Origin of the sequence: Bacillus aerolatus (assembly GCF_009183655.1) — a bacterium.
Classification (GTDB): domain Bacteria; phylum Bacillota; class Bacilli; order Bacillales; family Domibacillaceae; genus Pseudobacillus; species Pseudobacillus aerolatus.
This window is the reverse complement of the sequence record NZ_WEIO01000022.1, coordinates 1-15,309: the sequence shown is the minus strand read 5'-3', so window position 1 is coordinate 15,309 and position 15,309 is coordinate 1. Positions and strand designations below refer to the sequence as shown.

The 15,309-nt window shown below is 41.9% G+C and carries 16 protein-coding genes, 1 tRNA gene, 2 rRNA genes, 1 other RNA gene and 1 other annotated feature; of the genes, 16 read left to right on the top strand and 4 right to left on the bottom strand.

The features are described from left to right. Both rrf and F9802_RS19365 read left to right on the top strand, forming a co-directional pair. Positions 1-67: ribosomal RNA gene (gene rrf / locus F9802_RS20330) — 5S ribosomal RNA — on the top strand; the annotation flags it as partial. Positions 68-537: 470 nt separating this feature from the next. After that, entirely contained in the window at positions 538-1,014 is a 477-nt protein-coding gene (locus tag F9802_RS19365; RefSeq protein WP_152154733.1) for a glutathione peroxidase, read from the top strand. Between the two features lie 31 nt (positions 1,015-1,045). Here F9802_RS19365 and F9802_RS19360 read toward each other — a convergent pair whose 3' ends face one another. Continuing rightward, positions 1,046-2,005, bottom strand: coding sequence for a YaaC family protein (locus F9802_RS19360; RefSeq protein WP_191992053.1), 960 nt, complete (start codon positions 2,003-2,005; stop codon positions 1,046-1,048). Between the two features lie 107 nt (positions 2,006-2,112). Here F9802_RS19360 and guaB point away from each other — a divergent pair, with 107 nt between their 5' ends. The 6 genes from guaB to F9802_RS19330 all read left to right on the top strand — a co-directional run bounded on the left by guaB (position 2,113) and on the right by F9802_RS19330 (position 8,531). Further along, the gene (gene guaB, locus F9802_RS19355; RefSeq protein WP_152154731.1) at positions 2,113-3,579 is read left to right on the top strand and encodes an IMP dehydrogenase; all 1,467 of its coding nucleotides are present in this window, start codon (positions 2,113-2,115) and stop codon (positions 3,577-3,579) included. Positions 3,580-3,737: 158 nt separating this feature from the next. Continuing rightward, the gene (locus F9802_RS19350; RefSeq protein ID WP_404799257.1) at positions 3,738-5,084 is read left to right on the top strand and encodes a serine hydrolase; all 1,347 of its coding nucleotides are present in this window, start codon (positions 3,738-3,740) and stop codon (positions 5,082-5,084) included. Between the two features lie 155 nt (positions 5,085-5,239). Then, a complete protein-coding gene (gene pdxS / locus F9802_RS19345) occupies positions 5,240-6,121 on the top strand; it encodes a pyridoxal 5'-phosphate synthase lyase subunit PdxS (RefSeq protein WP_152154729.1) in 882 nt (293 codons plus the stop codon). Between the two features lie 17 nt (positions 6,122-6,138). Beyond that, entirely contained in the window at positions 6,139-6,726 is a 588-nt protein-coding gene (pdxT, locus tag F9802_RS19340; protein ID WP_152154728.1) for a pyridoxal 5'-phosphate synthase glutaminase subunit PdxT, read from the top strand. 80 nt (positions 6,727-6,806) lie between these two features. Continuing rightward, positions 6,807-7,019: a binding site (T-box leader), on the top strand. A 47-nt stretch (positions 7,020-7,066) separates the two neighbouring features. Beyond that, the gene (serS, locus tag F9802_RS19335) at positions 7,067-8,344 is read left to right on the top strand and encodes a serine--tRNA ligase (protein WP_152154727.1); all 1,278 of its coding nucleotides are present in this window, start codon (positions 7,067-7,069) and stop codon (positions 8,342-8,344) included. A 94-nt stretch (positions 8,345-8,438) separates the two neighbouring features. After that, positions 8,439-8,531 (top strand) — tRNA-Ser (locus F9802_RS19330). 76 nt (positions 8,532-8,607) lie between these two features. Here F9802_RS19330 and F9802_RS19325 read toward each other — a convergent pair. From F9802_RS19325 to F9802_RS19315, 3 genes are all read right to left on the bottom strand, one after another. Further along, positions 8,608-9,276 carry a deoxynucleoside kinase gene (locus F9802_RS19325; RefSeq protein ID WP_152154726.1) on the bottom strand — a complete coding sequence of 223 codons (669 nt, stop codon included), beginning with the start codon at positions 9,274-9,276 and terminating at the stop codon, positions 8,608-8,610. A 17-nt stretch (positions 9,277-9,293) separates the two neighbouring features. Beyond that, a complete protein-coding gene (locus tag F9802_RS19320) occupies positions 9,294-9,914 on the bottom strand; it encodes a deoxynucleoside kinase (RefSeq protein WP_152154725.1) in 621 nt (206 codons plus the stop codon). Between the two features lie 113 nt (positions 9,915-10,027). Next, positions 10,028-10,612 carry an isochorismatase family cysteine hydrolase gene (locus F9802_RS19315; RefSeq protein ID WP_404799252.1) on the bottom strand — a complete coding sequence of 195 codons (585 nt, stop codon included), beginning with the start codon at positions 10,610-10,612 and terminating at the stop codon, positions 10,028-10,030. Positions 10,613-10,649: 37 nt separating this feature from the next. On the opposite strand from F9802_RS19315, the gene tadA reads away from it, so the two are divergent. The 8 genes from tadA to F9802_RS19275 form a co-directional block, all read left to right on the top strand. Continuing rightward, positions 10,650-11,138 (top strand): tRNA adenosine(34) deaminase TadA, encoded by a 489-nt coding sequence (gene tadA, locus F9802_RS19310; protein ID WP_152154723.1) that lies wholly within the window; start codon positions 10,650-10,652, stop codon positions 11,136-11,138. A gap of 96 nt (positions 11,139-11,234) precedes the next feature. Then, positions 11,235-11,500, top strand: an RNA gene (ffs, locus tag F9802_RS19305) — signal recognition particle sRNA large type. A 127-nt stretch (positions 11,501-11,627) separates the two neighbouring features. Next, positions 11,628-13,316, top strand: coding sequence for a DNA polymerase III subunit gamma/tau (gene dnaX, locus F9802_RS19300; protein ID WP_152154722.1), 1,689 nt, complete (start codon positions 11,628-11,630; stop codon positions 13,314-13,316). A gap of 19 nt (positions 13,317-13,335) precedes the next feature. Continuing rightward, on the top strand, positions 13,336-13,650 hold the full coding sequence (locus F9802_RS19295; protein ID WP_152154721.1) for a YbaB/EbfC family nucleoid-associated protein: 315 nt from the start codon (positions 13,336-13,338) through the stop codon (positions 13,648-13,650). Between the two features lie 15 nt (positions 13,651-13,665). Then, on the top strand, positions 13,666-14,262 hold the full coding sequence (gene recR, locus F9802_RS19290) for a recombination mediator RecR (protein WP_152154720.1): 597 nt from the start codon (positions 13,666-13,668) through the stop codon (positions 14,260-14,262). A 5-nt stretch (positions 14,263-14,267) separates the two neighbouring features. Continuing rightward, positions 14,268-14,486 carry a YaaL family protein gene (locus tag F9802_RS19285; protein WP_152154719.1) on the top strand — a complete coding sequence of 73 codons (219 nt, stop codon included), beginning with the start codon at positions 14,268-14,270 and terminating at the stop codon, positions 14,484-14,486. A gap of 59 nt (positions 14,487-14,545) precedes the next feature. Next, entirely contained in the window at positions 14,546-14,812 is a 267-nt protein-coding gene (locus F9802_RS19280) for a pro-sigmaK processing inhibitor BofA family protein (RefSeq protein WP_225435414.1), read from the top strand. A 381-nt stretch (positions 14,813-15,193) separates the two neighbouring features. Then, a 16S ribosomal RNA gene (locus tag F9802_RS19275) occupies positions 15,194-15,309 on the top strand; the annotation flags it as partial.

Here is a 15,309-nt window from a genome sequence, read left to right as displayed (position 1 = left end):
AAGTTAAGCTCTTCAGCGCCGATGGTAGTTGGGGGTTTCCCCCTGTGAGAGTAGGACGCTGCCAGGCAAATGATAAAGAACAGCGGAGGCTGTTCTTTTTTTGTGAGTGAAATTTTTCATCGGAAACTATAAATAAATTTCTTAAATCGTTGATTAACTATGTCAAATGGATGAATAACACCTTGAAGTTGATGAATAATCTCTCCAAAATGCTAGACAATCCTCCGAAACGGTAAACAAAGTACCTACTTTGTCAAAAAAATCCTTAAATAAACGAATAACCTCCTAAATTGTCGAATCATTACCTGACAATAGCCAATAATCCTTCTAAAGCGACAAGTTACTATTCAATTTTTCAATGTATTAAAGATTCTAGACAAGGTATTGATTGCTGGCACCGAAGAAGAAAAATCTTTATTTTCCTTTAAAAAACAAAGACCCATTTCCTCCGCGTGCTCTTCTTTTTTGCTATTTAAGCTGAAAGCGAGATACAATTAGTTAACGGTATCACTTTTTTCAACATTAGGAGGCAGACAAGTGGAATCTATATACGAAATTTATGTGAAAAGTAGTAAGGACGAGTCCGTTTCGATGGCTGACTTTAAAGGACAAGTATTATTAATTGTAAATACAGCGAGTAAGTGCGGTTTTACTCCACAGTTTACAGAACTTCAGGCTTTATATGAAGAATATAAGGATCAAGGGTTTACTGTTTTAGGTTTTCCAAGCGATGAATTTATGAATCAAGAATTTGATGAACAAGAAAAAATTATGGAATTTTGCCGGGTTAATTATGGGGTTACTTTTCCAATGTTTAGAAAAACGAACGTAAAAGGGAAAGATATACACCCTTTGTTCAATCATTTAACTGCTCAGAAATCAGGTTTGCTGACAGGGACAATCAAATGGAATTTCACTAAGTTTTTAGTGAGCCGTGAAGGTGATGTTACTCACCGTTATGCACCAAAAACATCCCCCATGAAAATTGAAAACGATCTTAAAAGTTTGCTTTGACTTAGTAAAAAGCCGTAGAAATAACAGCTTTTTAATCCATCTTTATATTTAAAAAGTTCTCAATTAGATGCGGAATCTTTCTCATGGAAACGCTTAAAAATTGTTTAATTAAAGAGAACTCTTTCCCGGGAGTAAGTTTCAGCAAGTCGTACCACCACTCTGTTTCATATCTGGCGATCATGCTCAGATTGTAAAGTAGTGAATAGTAAATCAATAATTCAGGATAAAAAGCTTCGTGCGTTTTATACCGTGAAAAAACCCATTGACTGTTCAGTGAATTAAACCGGCACGGTGCTGCCTGTGAAAGTGAGGACAGCTTTATAAGCAATGTATCTTTTTCAGCTTTTTCTACGGTAACATTGCCGTTTGTTTTTTGTTTTAGAAAATCAGTGAGCCGGTTTTCTGTCATTTGATAATCATCTAATACTTGTTTCGATAAAAGATAAAGACCGTCTTCATTTTTTTGCAGCGGATGAAAGGGCGAATGTTTTGCTTGAAAAGAAAATATAGGAGCCAGTTCAGGAATTTGCACCAGCAAATTGTACATGTTTAATTTTGAGCCTTCCAAATGTTTCACGTGGAACATTTTTTCACTGAAGTGACTAAATAACCCGTGACGCTGTGTTTTGACTTCATCGTGCAAAAAAGAGTAATTTTGTTTTTTCTTTCTTCTAGCGGAAAGTCCGTGGGCCAGTACGTGGACAGTTGCAGGGTAGGCAAAATCCACAGTTAGCAAACAAGCTTTTATATAGTGGCTTAACCCATAAAAAGCGAGAACAGGTTGAATCGCCAGTGGAGAGTGATCTGCTTGTTTTAAAAAAACATCCCCGTGTTCCAGACTATAAATAAAACGGGTACAATTATTGTAGGCTGCTTCTTCTGCATTTGGTAAAGCGAGAGAACGGTAGCTATTAAGCAAAAATGCTCTAGCACTTTCTGTGTTTTGATAAGGAAGAAGCCCATCTTTTTGCCATGAAAAGTTTTTATTCATATTGTCCTCCGAATATTCTAAAGAATCTAACATATCAAACATGCCTTGACAGTATTTTGTCCAATTGATAACCTACTAATAATATTTTCGACCAGGAGGCTTATAAAATGTGGGAAAATAAGTTTTCAAAGGAAGGGTTAACGTTTGATGATGTCTTATTAGTGCCTGCCAAATCAGATGTGTTACCGAAAGACGTTAGTTTGCAGACAGCATTGACAGATACATTAAAATTAAACATTCCTCTTATCAGTGCCGGTATGGATACAGTAACACAAGCGGAAATGGCTATTGGAATGGCTCGCCAAGGCGGTTTGGGAATTATTCATAAAAATATGAGCATCGAGCAGCAAGCCGAGCAAGTGGACAAGGTAAAGCGCTCGGAAAGCGGTGTAATCAGCGATCCGTTCTTTTTAACACCTGAGCATCAAGTATTTGATGCTGAACACTTAATGGGGAAATACCGCATTTCCGGTGTGCCAATTGTCAACAATGAAGAAGAGCAAAAGTTAGTCGGTATTTTAACGAATCGCGACTTGCGTTTTATTCAAGACTATTCGATTTTAATAAGCGATGTTATGACCAAAGAAAATCTCGTCACAGCTCCAACAGGTACAACTTTAGAAGAGGCAGAAAAAATTCTTCAGAAATACAAAATTGAAAAACTCCCACTAGTCAATCAGCAAGGTGAATTAAAAGGCTTAATTACGATTAAAGACATTGAAAAAGTAATTGAGTTCCCTAATTCCGCAAAAGACCGTCAAGGACGGCTGTTAGTCGGGGCAGCAGTCGGTGTGACGAAAGATACGATGAAACGCACGGAAATGCTTGTAAAAGCGAACGTGGACGCCATTGTAATAGATACAGCCCATGGTCATTCAAAAGGCGTTATCGACACTGTAAGAGAGATTCGCGCCACTTATCCGGAATTGAATATTATCGCCGGGAATGTAGCGACTGCGGAAGCAACAAGAGAATTGTTTGAAGCAGGGGCGGATGTTGTTAAAGTAGGAATCGGTCCTGGCTCCATTTGTACAACTCGTGTCGTAGCGGGTGTAGGTGTTCCGCAAATTACAGCTGTTTATGATTGTGCGACAGAAGCCCGCAGACAAGGGAAAGCGATCATCGCTGATGGCGGTATCAAGTACTCAGGTGACATCGTTAAAGCGCTCGCTGCAGGCGGTCATGCGGTTATGCTTGGCAGCTTGCTGGCAGGAACGAAAGAAAGCCCGGGTGAAACGGAAATTTACCAAGGAAGACAATTTAAAGTATACCGCGGTATGGGTTCTGTCGGCGCCATGGAAAAAGGATCAAAAGATCGCTACTTCCAGGAAGATGCGAAAAAATTTGTTCCAGAAGGCATTGAAGGCCGCATTCCTTACAAAGGTCCAGTTTCCGAAACGCTTTATCAATTAGTTGGTGGTTTACGCGCAGGCATGGGGTATTGCGGATCTAAAGATATCACGGATTTACGCGAAAATGCCCAATTTATTCGAATGACAGGTGCAGGTCTAAGAGAAAGCCATCCGCATGATGTGCAAATTACAAAAGAAGCACCTAACTATTCTTTATCTTAAGCTGATCGGCTGTATGAAAAGATTGTACTCTTTTCATACAGCTTTTTTGTTTTTATAAGGCGAACTAGTCCATTTCTCGTCTATATTTCTAAAAGATATTTGTGATACAATAACGAATGTGTGAATAAAAGATGGAGGGTTTATTAGTGAGGAATCGAATGTTCAAAAAAGGTGCCGCTTTCATGCTCAGTTTGCTTTTAATTGCCGGTCTTTGGCAGCCGTTGCCGAGTGTGCAAGCAGAAGAATCGTTGAAAGTAAATGCTGCTGCTGCGATGTTAATTGATGCAAACACAGGACAAATTTTATACGAAAAAAATGCAGATGAAATGCTCGGTATTGCCAGCATGGCGAAAATGATGACGGAATATTTGCTGTTGGAAGCGATTAAAGAGAAAAAAATATCGTGGGATCAAGAATATACAGTAAGTGAATATGTATATAAAATTTCACAGGATCGCAGTTTATCTAATGTACCACTCCGTTTAGGAGAAAAATATAATGTTCGGGAATTGTATGAAGCGATGACGATTTATTCAGCCAATGCGGCAACCATTGCACTTGCTGAAACAATGGCCGGCTCTGAAGCAAAATTTGTTGAATTAATGAATAAAAAAGCGAAAGAGCTTGGTTTAAAAAAATATAAATTTGTCAACTCTTCAGGGTTAAGCAACAGCGATTTAAAAGGAATGCATCCCAAGCCAAGCACGCCTAAAGATGAAAATGTGCTGTCCGCAAGAGCAACAGCTAAATTGGCTTTTGATTTAATAAGGGATTACCCAGAAGTGCTGGAAACAGCCAGTATTACAAAGAAAAAATTCCGTGAAGGCACCGACGATGAAACGAATATGGAAAACTGGAATTGGATGCTGCCTTCTTTAGTATATGGTTATGAAGGAATGACTGGTCTGAAAACAGGGACGACTGACTTTGCCGGCTACTGTTTTACAGGTACAGCTGAACGCGGCGGCAAAAAGTTAATTGCCGTTGTTATGGATGCAACCAATGAAAGCGGAAAAGGAGACTACAAATCCCGTTTTACAGAAACGAAAAAACTTCTTGATTATGGCTTTAATCAGTTTGACCAAAAAGAGGTAATTAAGAAAGGTGCTAAAGTAAAAGGGTTTGAAACTGCTGCTGTAAGCAAAGGGAAAGAGAAACAAGCAGCCATCCAGGCGGGAGAACCTTTAGTCATATATGTGAAAAAAGGCGAAAACACGAACTATAAAATGAAATTAAATTTAAAAGGTTCGGAAATAGATGAAAATAAGAAGTTAATAGCTCCTATAAAAAAAGACAAAGTGGTTGGTTTTTTAACAGTCACACCTCAAAAAGGTGATGAATTAAAATATATTACGGCTGAAGAACAAGGACAAGCAAAAGTGCCAATGGTAGCGGCTGAGTCGGTTGAAAAAGCGAATTGGTTTGTTTTATCAATGAGAGCAGTAGGCGGCTTCTTCTCCGGTCTTTGGACAGCAGCAATCGATACGGTAACTGGTTGGTTTTAATAAAAATCACCTTCTGATCTTGACAGAAGGTGATTTTTCGTGTTTATTAATATTTAAGCAAAACATAAAATTTTTAAATTAATTAGAAAATTCAAGTTGGACCAAGTTTTAAGCGTAAATAAATACATACCGACAAGGTACAGGGGGAGAAGAAGATGAATACAGGTACAGATCGTGTAAAACGTGGAATGGCAGAAATGCAAAAAGGCGGCGTCATTATGGACGTTATTAACGCAGAACAAGCAAAGATTGCCGAAGAAGCCGGTGCAGTAGCTGTTATGGCATTAGAGCGGGTGCCTTCTGATATCCGTGCAGCCGGCGGAGTAGCCCGTATGGCTGATCCAAGTATCGTTGAAGAAGTCATGCAAGCCGTTACCATTCCAGTTATGGCGAAAGCGCGCATCGGTCATATCGTTGAAGCGCGTGTGTTAGAAGCAATGGGCGTAGATTACATTGATGAAAGTGAAGTATTGACGCCAGCTGATGAAGAGTACCATTTATTAAAAAGCGATTATACAGTTCCGTTCGTATGCGGTTGCCGTGATTTAGGCGAAGCAGCCCGCCGCATCGGCGAAGGAGCTGCTATGCTGAGAACAAAAGGAGAGCCGGGTACAGGCAACATCGTCGAAGCCGTTCGCCATATTCGTAAAGTCAATGCGCAAGTACGCAAAGTTGTGAATATGAATGAAGATGAGCTGATGACAGAAGCAAAATTACTCGGAGCTTCTTTTGAACTGCTTCAGCAAATTAAACGTGAAGGCCGCCTGCCGGTCGTTAACTTTGCTGCCGGCGGTGTTGCTACTCCAGCAGATGCTGCACTCATGATGCAGCTTGGCGCAGACGGTGTATTTGTTGGATCAGGAATTTTCAAATCTGATAACCCGGCGAAATTTGCCAAGGCAATTGTCGAAGCAACGACTCATTACCAAGACTACAAACTTATTGCTGAGCTTTCAAAAGATCTTGGTGCAGCAATGAAAGGCATTGAAATTTCTACACTGACATCTGAACAGCGCATGCAAGAACGCGGCTGGTAATAAAAGGAGCGGATCATATGGTGAAAATCGGAGTATTAGGACTTCAAGGAGCCGTCCGGGAACACATCCGCTCAATTGAAGAATCAGGTGCAGAAGCCATCGTTGTAAAGAAAGCAGAGCAATTGGAAGAGCTTGATGGATTAATTCTTCCGGGCGGCGAAAGTACAACGATGCGGAGGCTGGTCGATTTATACGGATTTATGGAACCGCTCAGAGCATTTGGACGCCAGGGAAAACCGATGTTTGGCACGTGTGCTGGACTAATTATGCTGGCAAATAACATCGTTGGCTATGATGAGCCACACATTGGTTTAATGGATATTACAGTGGAGCGCAACTCATTTGGCCGGCAAAAAGAAAGCTTTGAGGCTGATTTGCCGATTAAAGGGATTGCCGATTCATATACAGCTGTTTTCATCCGGGCCCCTCATATCGTATCTGTCGGAGAAGAAACGGAAATTCTTGCTGAGTATGACGGCCGGATCGTAGCGGCAAGAGATAAAAATCTCTTGGCCTGCTCCTTCCACCCGGAACTGACAGATGACCACAGCATAACTCGTTATTTCGTCCAGATGGCAGAACAGGCGAAACTGGCACACGTCTAAAAGTCGATGAATAGCTGAATTTTGTTCCGCACTTGCACGGGTGGAGAGAATGTAGTACATTAATTTATATCATTTTCATACAGAAATCGATGAGAGGAAGCAGTAGCAGGTGATCGTTCGATCAGAGAACCGGTGGTTGGTGCGAACCGGGGGAAGATGCTTGTGAATCCGTCCTTGAGAGAAATGCTGAACGATTCCAGTAGGCATTTACGGTAGAAGCCGTTATTTTTTTTCGAGTGGAAAGCGATACGCTTTCAACTAGGGTGGCAACGCGGGTACAACCCGTCCCTTTTTAAGGGACGGGTTTTTTGTATGCAAAAAATGAAAAGGAGGAATTATCATGTTAGACATTAAATTTTTACGCAATAATTTTGAAGAAGTGAAAAATCGTTTGCAGCATCGGGGAGAAGACTTATCCGCTTTTGATAATTTTGAACAGCTGGACGAGAAGCGCCGTGAACTGCTCGTGGAAACAGAAGAGCTGAAAGGGAAAAGAAACAGTGTATCTCAGCAAGTAGCCCAGCTGAAACGTGAAAAACAGAATGCCGATCACTTAATTACAGAAATGCGTGAAGTCGGCGACCGTATTAAAGAGCTTGATGGCGAGTTAAACCAAGTGGAGGAAGAGCTGCATCATTTACTTCTGACCATGCCGAATATTCCGCATGAAAGCGTGCCGGTTGGCGAAACAGAAGATGATAACATTGAACACCGCACGTGGGGAGAAGTGCCGCAATTTGATTTTGAAGCGAAGCCTCACTGGGAAATCGCCGATGAACTCGGCATTCTTGATTTCGAACGGGCAGGAAAAGTTACAGGCAGCCGCTTCGTCTTTTACAAAGGAATGGGGGCAAAACTTGAGCGGGCGCTGATCAGCTTTATGCTTGATCTCCATTCTGAAGAACATGGATATGAAGAAATGCTTCCTCCTTATTTAGTGAACAGAACGAGCATGACAGGCACCGGGCAGCTGCCGAAATTTGAAGAAGATGCGTTTTTAATTGAAGAGGAAGATTATTTTCTCATTCCAACATCAGAAGTGCCGGTGACGAATTATCACCGTGACGAAATTCTTGCCGGAGACGAGCTCCCAATCGCTTACACTGCTTATAGCACTAACTTCCGTTCTGAAGCGGGTTCTGCCGGCCGGGACACGCGCGGGTTGATTCGTCAGCATCAGTTTAATAAAGTGGAGCTTGTCCGCTTTGTAAAGCCAGAAGATTCTTATGAAGAGCTTGAAAAATTGACGGGCCATGCGGAAAAAGTACTGCAGCTGTTAAAGCTTCCATACCGGGTGATGAGCATGTGCACGGGGGATCTTGGATTTACAGCAGCGAAAAAATACGATATTGAAGTTTGGATTCCAACTCAAGGCACGTACCGGGAAATCTCTTCTTGCAGCAACTTTGAAGCATTCCAGGCGCGTCGGGCGAACATTCGTTTCCGTCGCGAGAAAAACAGCAAACCGGAACATGTGCATACGTTAAATGGTTCTGGGCTGGCGATTGGGCGTACGGTTGCCGCTATTTTGGAAAATTACCAGCGGGAAGATGGCAGTATCGTTATTCCAGAAGTGCTGCGCCCTTATATGAGAGGAAGAGAAAAGATTTCAAACTGATCATTAAAACGGGGGAGGCTGTGTCTCTCCTGTTTTTTAAAAAAATGTGTTGACGGCATGGGTAGATATGTGCTAAATTAATTCTTGTCGATACGGAGGAATACCCAAGTCTGGCTGAAGGGATCGGTCTTGAAAACCGACAGGCGGGTTAAACCGCGCGGGGGTTCGAATCCCTCTTCCTCCGCCATTATTGATAACAAGCGCATACAAATTGGAGATTATAAAATCCGCTGCTCTAGAGCAGCGGATTTTTTTGTGTGCAATTATTTTGTAAAGCGGTTCGTCTGCTTTAATAAATAGCTGATTCGTTCAATGATTTCTTCAATGGAATCGGGGTTGTTAATCACATCGTAATCTTTAATGTTTAAACGAAGCACTGGGCAGGCATTAAAAGAATCAATCCAGTTTTCATAGCGTGCATGCATTTTTTCCCAGTATGAGATAGGTGTGTTTTTTTCCATGGACCGCCCGCGTTCATTAATACGTGTCAGAATGTGGTCTAAAGAGCCTTCTAAATAAATTAACAAGTCCGGATGAGGGAAGTAAGGGGTCATGACCATCGCTTGAAAAAGACTTGTATACGTTTCATAATCGGTTTTGCTCATCGTTTCTTCCTCATAATGCATGCGGGCAAAGATACCGGTGTCTTCATAAATAGAGCGGTCTTGAATAAAGCCCCCGCCGTATTCAAACATCTTTTTCTGCTCTTTAAACCGCTCGGCCAAGAAGTAAATTTGCAAATGAAAGCTCCATGCCTTAAAATCTTCGTAAAATTTATCTAAATAAGGATTGGCCTCGACTTTTTCAAATGACGTGCGAAAGTTCAACGCTTCGGCAAGTGCTTTTGTCATCGTTGATTTTCCAACGCCGACTGTTCCAGCAACTGTAAAAACTGCCTGTTTTGGAATTTCGTATTTATTTATTAAATTCATGTTTGTTTCTTCTCCTTTTAAACCCTTTTCGATATCTCGGTTAACACAACGGCCAAGTCCTTTTCTTTATGGACAAAATCAATGTGATCGCCATCGATCCGCAGCACTTGCGTATCGGTATGTTTTTTCTCAAATTCATCCACGAACTGTTCATAATCATTACATAACTGCTGCAAGTAAGCGGGATCCATGCTTTTTTCAAATTCACGGCCGCGCAAGGCAATTCGCTTCATGAGCGTGTCAAGACTCGCGTGTATGTAAATAATAAGGTTAGGAGAAGGCGTGTCGCTCGTTAAAATCCCGTAAATTTGCCGGTACTTGTCCAATTGCCTTTCTTTCAAAGTCCGCTGCGCAAAAATTAAATTTTTAAATGCGTGGTAATCTGCCACAGCTGCCTGATTTGCCATTAAGACTTTTGACTGGATATCTTCGAGCTGTTTGTAGCGGTTACAGAGAAAGAACATTTCCGTTTGGAAGCTCCATTCCTCAATGTTTTCGTAAAATTTATTTAAAAAAGGGTTTTCATCCACGATTTCTTTTAATAAGTGAAATCCAAAATGTGTGGATACCGCTTGAGCAAGGGATGTTTTGCCGGCACCGATTGGACCTTCAACTGCAATAAATGGCACGTTGCTCATGTATGTCTTCCTCCTGTTGTGAAATTAGCCAGAAAACATTGTAGCATATCTCACTTTAAAAAGATGTGCTTAATGAAAAAAACTGCTGTCAGACACAGCAGCAGAAGAAGTTATTAATGATGACTTTGTATAAATTGCTCAATTTTTGTTGTATCGGCACTCAGCACTGTTCTCATCATTTCCAGCGCATAATGATTGTCTTTTTTTGTTTCAGAAGCAATACCATTTTCAGGCACGTATATATTGTATTCTCTCATGTAAGCGTCATTTGCTGTAAAAAAGACGCAAATATTGCCTGCAACCCCTGTAACGATAACAGAATCAACGCCAAGCTGGTGCAGCAAGGTATTTAAGGCAGTACCATAAAAGCCGGAGTGCTTCGGCTTAATTAAAAAATAATCGTCAGAATCTGGCTTGATTTGTTGTATAATAGGGGCGCTGCGATCATTGACTGCATGGTCCATTAACGTGTCCAAATCGGCTTTCCAAAGGCCATAATGATCATTAATATAAATAACGGGTATTTGCTGCTGTTTGCAAAAATTCTTTAATTTTAACAATGAAGGACACATTTCTAATGTATATTCAGCGAGTAGATTGCCTCTTGGAAAATTAAAATCGTTAAGTAGGTCAATCATTAATAAGGCATACTTTTTTTCGGGGTTTGCCATTTGCATTTCCTCCTTTTCTTTTATCATTATTTTTACCCCAATTTGATTGAAAGGAGCCTGATAGGTGAAAAAAAACGATGAATTTTATATGAAGCTTGCGATCGAAGAAGCAAAAAAAGCGGGTGATCTCGGAGAAGTGCCTATCGGAGCCATCATTGTTTTGGAGGGAGAAGTGATTGCTTCTGCCTACAATTTGCGGGAAACAACACAAAATGCGGTCACGCACGCAGAGCTTTTAGCGATCGAAGAAGCGTGTAAAAAGGTAGGATCATGGCGACTTGAAAGAGCGGAGCTATATGTTACGCTTGAACCTTGTCCGATGTGCAGCGGGGCCATTATTTTATCGCGGATCGAGCGGGTCGTTTATGGAGCAAGAGACCCGAAAGCGGGCTGTGCCGGCACACTAATGAATTTATTGGAAGACAGTCGCTTTAATCATCAGAGTGAAGTTGTGGCAGGTGTACTCGAGGAGAAGTGCGGAAGTATGCTGACAGATTTTTTTCGAGAAGTTCGCCGGCGAAAGAAGGAGTCGAAAAGAAGGATAGAAGAGTAGGTATTGCTTTTTTCTTTCCAAAGGGGTATAATATATTTTGTGTCAACGAAAATGGACGAACCGTTTTCGGCACATTAACTAATGGTATCAACTTTGCCGTGCTAGGTGGGGAGGTAGCGGTGCCCTGTACCCGCAATCCGCTCTAGCGGGACTGAATCCCTTCCCGAGGCTTACTATACTGTAGGGTCTGCCTTAAGTAAGTGGTGTTGACGTTTGGGTCCTGCGCAATGGGAACCCATGAACCATGTCAGGTCCGGAAGGAAGCAGCATTAAGTGGACTCTCTCATGTGCCGCAGGGCAGCCTGAACCGAGCTAACTGCTTAAGTAACGCTTATGGTTAGAAGTCGACGGAAGGTGCACGGCAGTTAAATATGAAATGAAACGACTCATCCATTCAGGGTGAGTTTTTTTATTAGAACTTTGAAAAAACAAATTCTAATGAGGTATAATACAATTTAGAGAGAACGCGGAAATAAAGGAGGGGAAAACATGAGCTATCAGGCATTATACCGTGTGTGGCGGCCGCAAAATTTTATTGATGTCGTCGGCCAGGAACACATCACTAAAACATTGCAAAATGCCCTCCTTCAACAAAAAATATCACATGCGTACTTGTTCTCCGGACCGAGGGGAACGGGTAAAACGAGCGCCGCAAAAATTTTAGCAAAAGCGGTGAACTGTGAACAGGCACCAACAGTTGAACCATGCAATGAATGCGCTTCGTGCTGGGGGATAACAGACGGATCCATCCAGGACGTCATTGAAATAGACGCCGCTTCCAATAACGGTGTGGATGAAATCCGAGACATACGCGATAAAGTGAAATATGCGCCGAGTGCTGCAAAATATAAAGTGTATATTATTGATGAAGTTCATATGCTTTCGACAGGAGCCTTCAATGCATTGTTAAAAACATTGGAAGAACCGCCGAAGCACGTTATTTTCATATTGGCGACGACAGAGCCTCATAAAATACCTTTGACGATCATTTCCAGGTGCCAACGGTTTGATTTTAAACGAATCACGTCGCAGGCAATTGTAGGCCGCATGGAACTTATTATGAAAGAAAGCGATTTGGTCCATGATGAAAAAGCACTGCCGATTATTGCCCGGGCAGCTGAAGGAGGCATGCGCGATGCGCTCAGCCTTCTTGATCAGGCGGTTTCCTACAGCGAAGGTCATTTAACGGAAGAAGATGCGTTAACAGTCACCGGAGCGGTCGGCCAAGAAATGCTTAACCAACTGGCAGAAGCGGTGTTGGAGAAAAATGCCGCATCTGCTCTCGCTATTTTGGAAAAATTGTTAATGCAGGGGAAAGATCCAGCTCGTTTTGCGGAAGATTTTGTTTTATATTTTCGCGACATGCTTCTTCACAAGACAGCACCTAATCTTGAAGAATCGCTTGAACGAGTGATGATTGATGAGGCGTTCGTGACTGTGGCAGGGAAAATGGAGCTTGAACGACTATATGAGTATATTCATATGTTGAATCAAACCCAGCAGGAAATGAAATTTAGCAACCACGCCAGAATCTACTTGGAAGTGGCTCTCGTCAAGCTATGCCAGCCTCATACCAAGCCGGCAGCAAGTATGCCGGAGGTCCAGCAATTAATTGGACGAATTCAGACGCTTGAAAAAGAACTGCAGAAGCTCAGAAGTCAGCCGGCTCAGCCTTCTGAACAAGCAGAAGCCCAGACAGCCGCCAAGCGGCCAAATCGCTCTTCAAGAGGATTTAAAGCACCCGTGCCAAAAATCGAAAAGGTGCTGGCAGAAGCGACTAAGCAAGATGTTCAGCTCATTAAAAGCCGCTGGGGTGAAATGCTGGATTTCCTCAATCAGCGGCAAATGCGCTCACAGGCAGCTTTGTTAAATGATGCAGAGCCTGTAGCTGCTTCTAAGGAAGCTTTCGTGTTAAAGTTTAAATATGAAATTCACTGCCAGATGGCGACTGAAAATAAACAGTTTATGGATTCGATTTCTTCCATACTTCAAGAGTTGACAGAGAACTTATACCAGGTTGTCTGTGTACCGGAGGATTCATGGCTTGCGATCAGGCAGAATTTCATAAAAACGCAAAAAACAGAGAGTACCGAACAGGACAATGAACAAGAGGAAGATCCCCTTATTGCAGAAGCTTTAAAACTAGTGGGGGAAGAATTGCTCGAAATAAAAGACTAATAATTGGAGGATGATTGGAATGCGTGGAATGGGAAATATGCAAAACATGATGAAACAAATGCAGAAAATGCAAAAGAAAATGGCGGAAGCACAAGAAGAGCTTTCTGCAAAAGAATTTGAAGGAACAGCAGGCGGCGGTATGGTCACGATTAAAATGTCAGGCCAAAAAGAAGTATTGGATGTTGTTATTAAAGAAGAAGCAGTGGATCCCGATGACGTGGAAATGCTCCAGGATTTAGTCTTGGCAGCAACAAATGATGCCCTGAAAAAAGTAGATGAGGAAACAAATCAGACGATGGGGCAATTTACAAAAGGGATGAACCTGCCTTTCTAGGAGGTTTTATAAGCAATGTATTATCCTGAACCAATAACCAAGCTAATCGACAGCTTTATGAAACTGCCAGGCATCGGGCCGAAAACAGCTGCCCGTCTGGCGTTTTTTGTTCTTGATATGAAAGAAGAAGATGTCCTCGACTTTGCCAAGGCACTGGTGAATGCAAAAAGAGATCTCACGTATTGCTCTGTATGCGGGCATATTACCGATAAGGATCCTTGTGCCATTTGTGAAGATGAACGGCGAGACCGCAGCGTCGTTTGTGTTGTCCAAGATCCGAAAGACGTCATCGCTATGGAAAAAATGAAAGAATTCAATGGATTATATCACGTGCTTCACGGAGCTATTTCCCCAATGGAGGGGATTGGACCGGAAGACATTAATGTGCCCGACCTTTTAAAAAGGCTGCAGGACGAAACAATTGATGAAGTGATACTGGCTACAAATCCAAACATTGAGGGAGAAGCAACAGCTATGTACATCTCCCGCCTTTTAAAACCATCCGGTATCCGTGTCACCCGTATCGCTCATGGCCTGCCCGTCGGCGGTGATTTAGAGTATGCTGATGAAGTCACTTTGTCAAAAGCACTCGAAGGCAGAAGGGAAGTTTAAGCAACATGTTTTTTCGAAAAAAAGCCAAGCTGAATGCTTTTTATAATCAACAATTAATTCAGCTGTTGGAACAATCGAGACAAGACTGGTTTAAATACCGCGAGCTGCTGCGCCTGAGCTTTGAACCAAATGAAGAATTAGCTGCCCAAACTAAAATGCACGAAGCCAGATACTTCTTTTTATTTAGAGAAGCGAGAAAAAGAAATATCAGCATAAAGCATTAACTTTTTTCATATTCTTGAAATGTGGACAAACTTCATTGAGAGAATAGGAGAGAAGCCATTTGTATCTAGCTGGGGGCGTTATTCTTTTTATTTTGCTGATCAGTCTGATGGCAAGTATTACTGCACCGGCATCGCCGCTGAAATTTACAGGGATTCTTTTCGTTAAATTGGCGACAGGCGCCTTATTCCTCTTCTTGCTGAATTCATTCAGTGGAGATTATGGGCTGCACGTGCCGATCAATTTCGTTACCTCTGCCGTCGCGGGCATCCTTGGCGTGGCAGGCGTAGCAGCTCTTGCTGTCATACAGCTTTGGCTCATTGGATGAAGCAGCTACGGTTGAAGCCGAGCTGCTTTTTTTATGTTGTCTTATAAAATTGCCGAAAAAAGCAGATGTTTTCATTATGAGAAATTAAATGATCAGAGTGTCAAAGTCTTATAAATAATAAGTTTTTGTTTTATGCAGCTTTTAATTTAAAAAAAGTGTTGACGGTATCTTATAAACTTGGTATATTAGAAAACGTTGCTGCTAAAGAAAATTAAGCGGCTAACAAAAAATAAAAAAAGTTGTTGACTTTTATATCGCAACTTGGTAAGATAATAAAGTCGCTTGATTGCGACAATGACAGATTGAACATTGAAAACTGAACAGAATACAACATGCCAGTAAGTTAATTCTTATTTTTAAAACATGAGCTATGCAAACATCTTTTTGGAGAGTTTGATCCTGGCTCAGGACGAACGCTGGCGGCGTGCCTAATACATGCAAGTCGAGCGGACTTGACTGGAGCTTGCTCCAGTTCAAGTTAGCGGCGGACGGGTGAG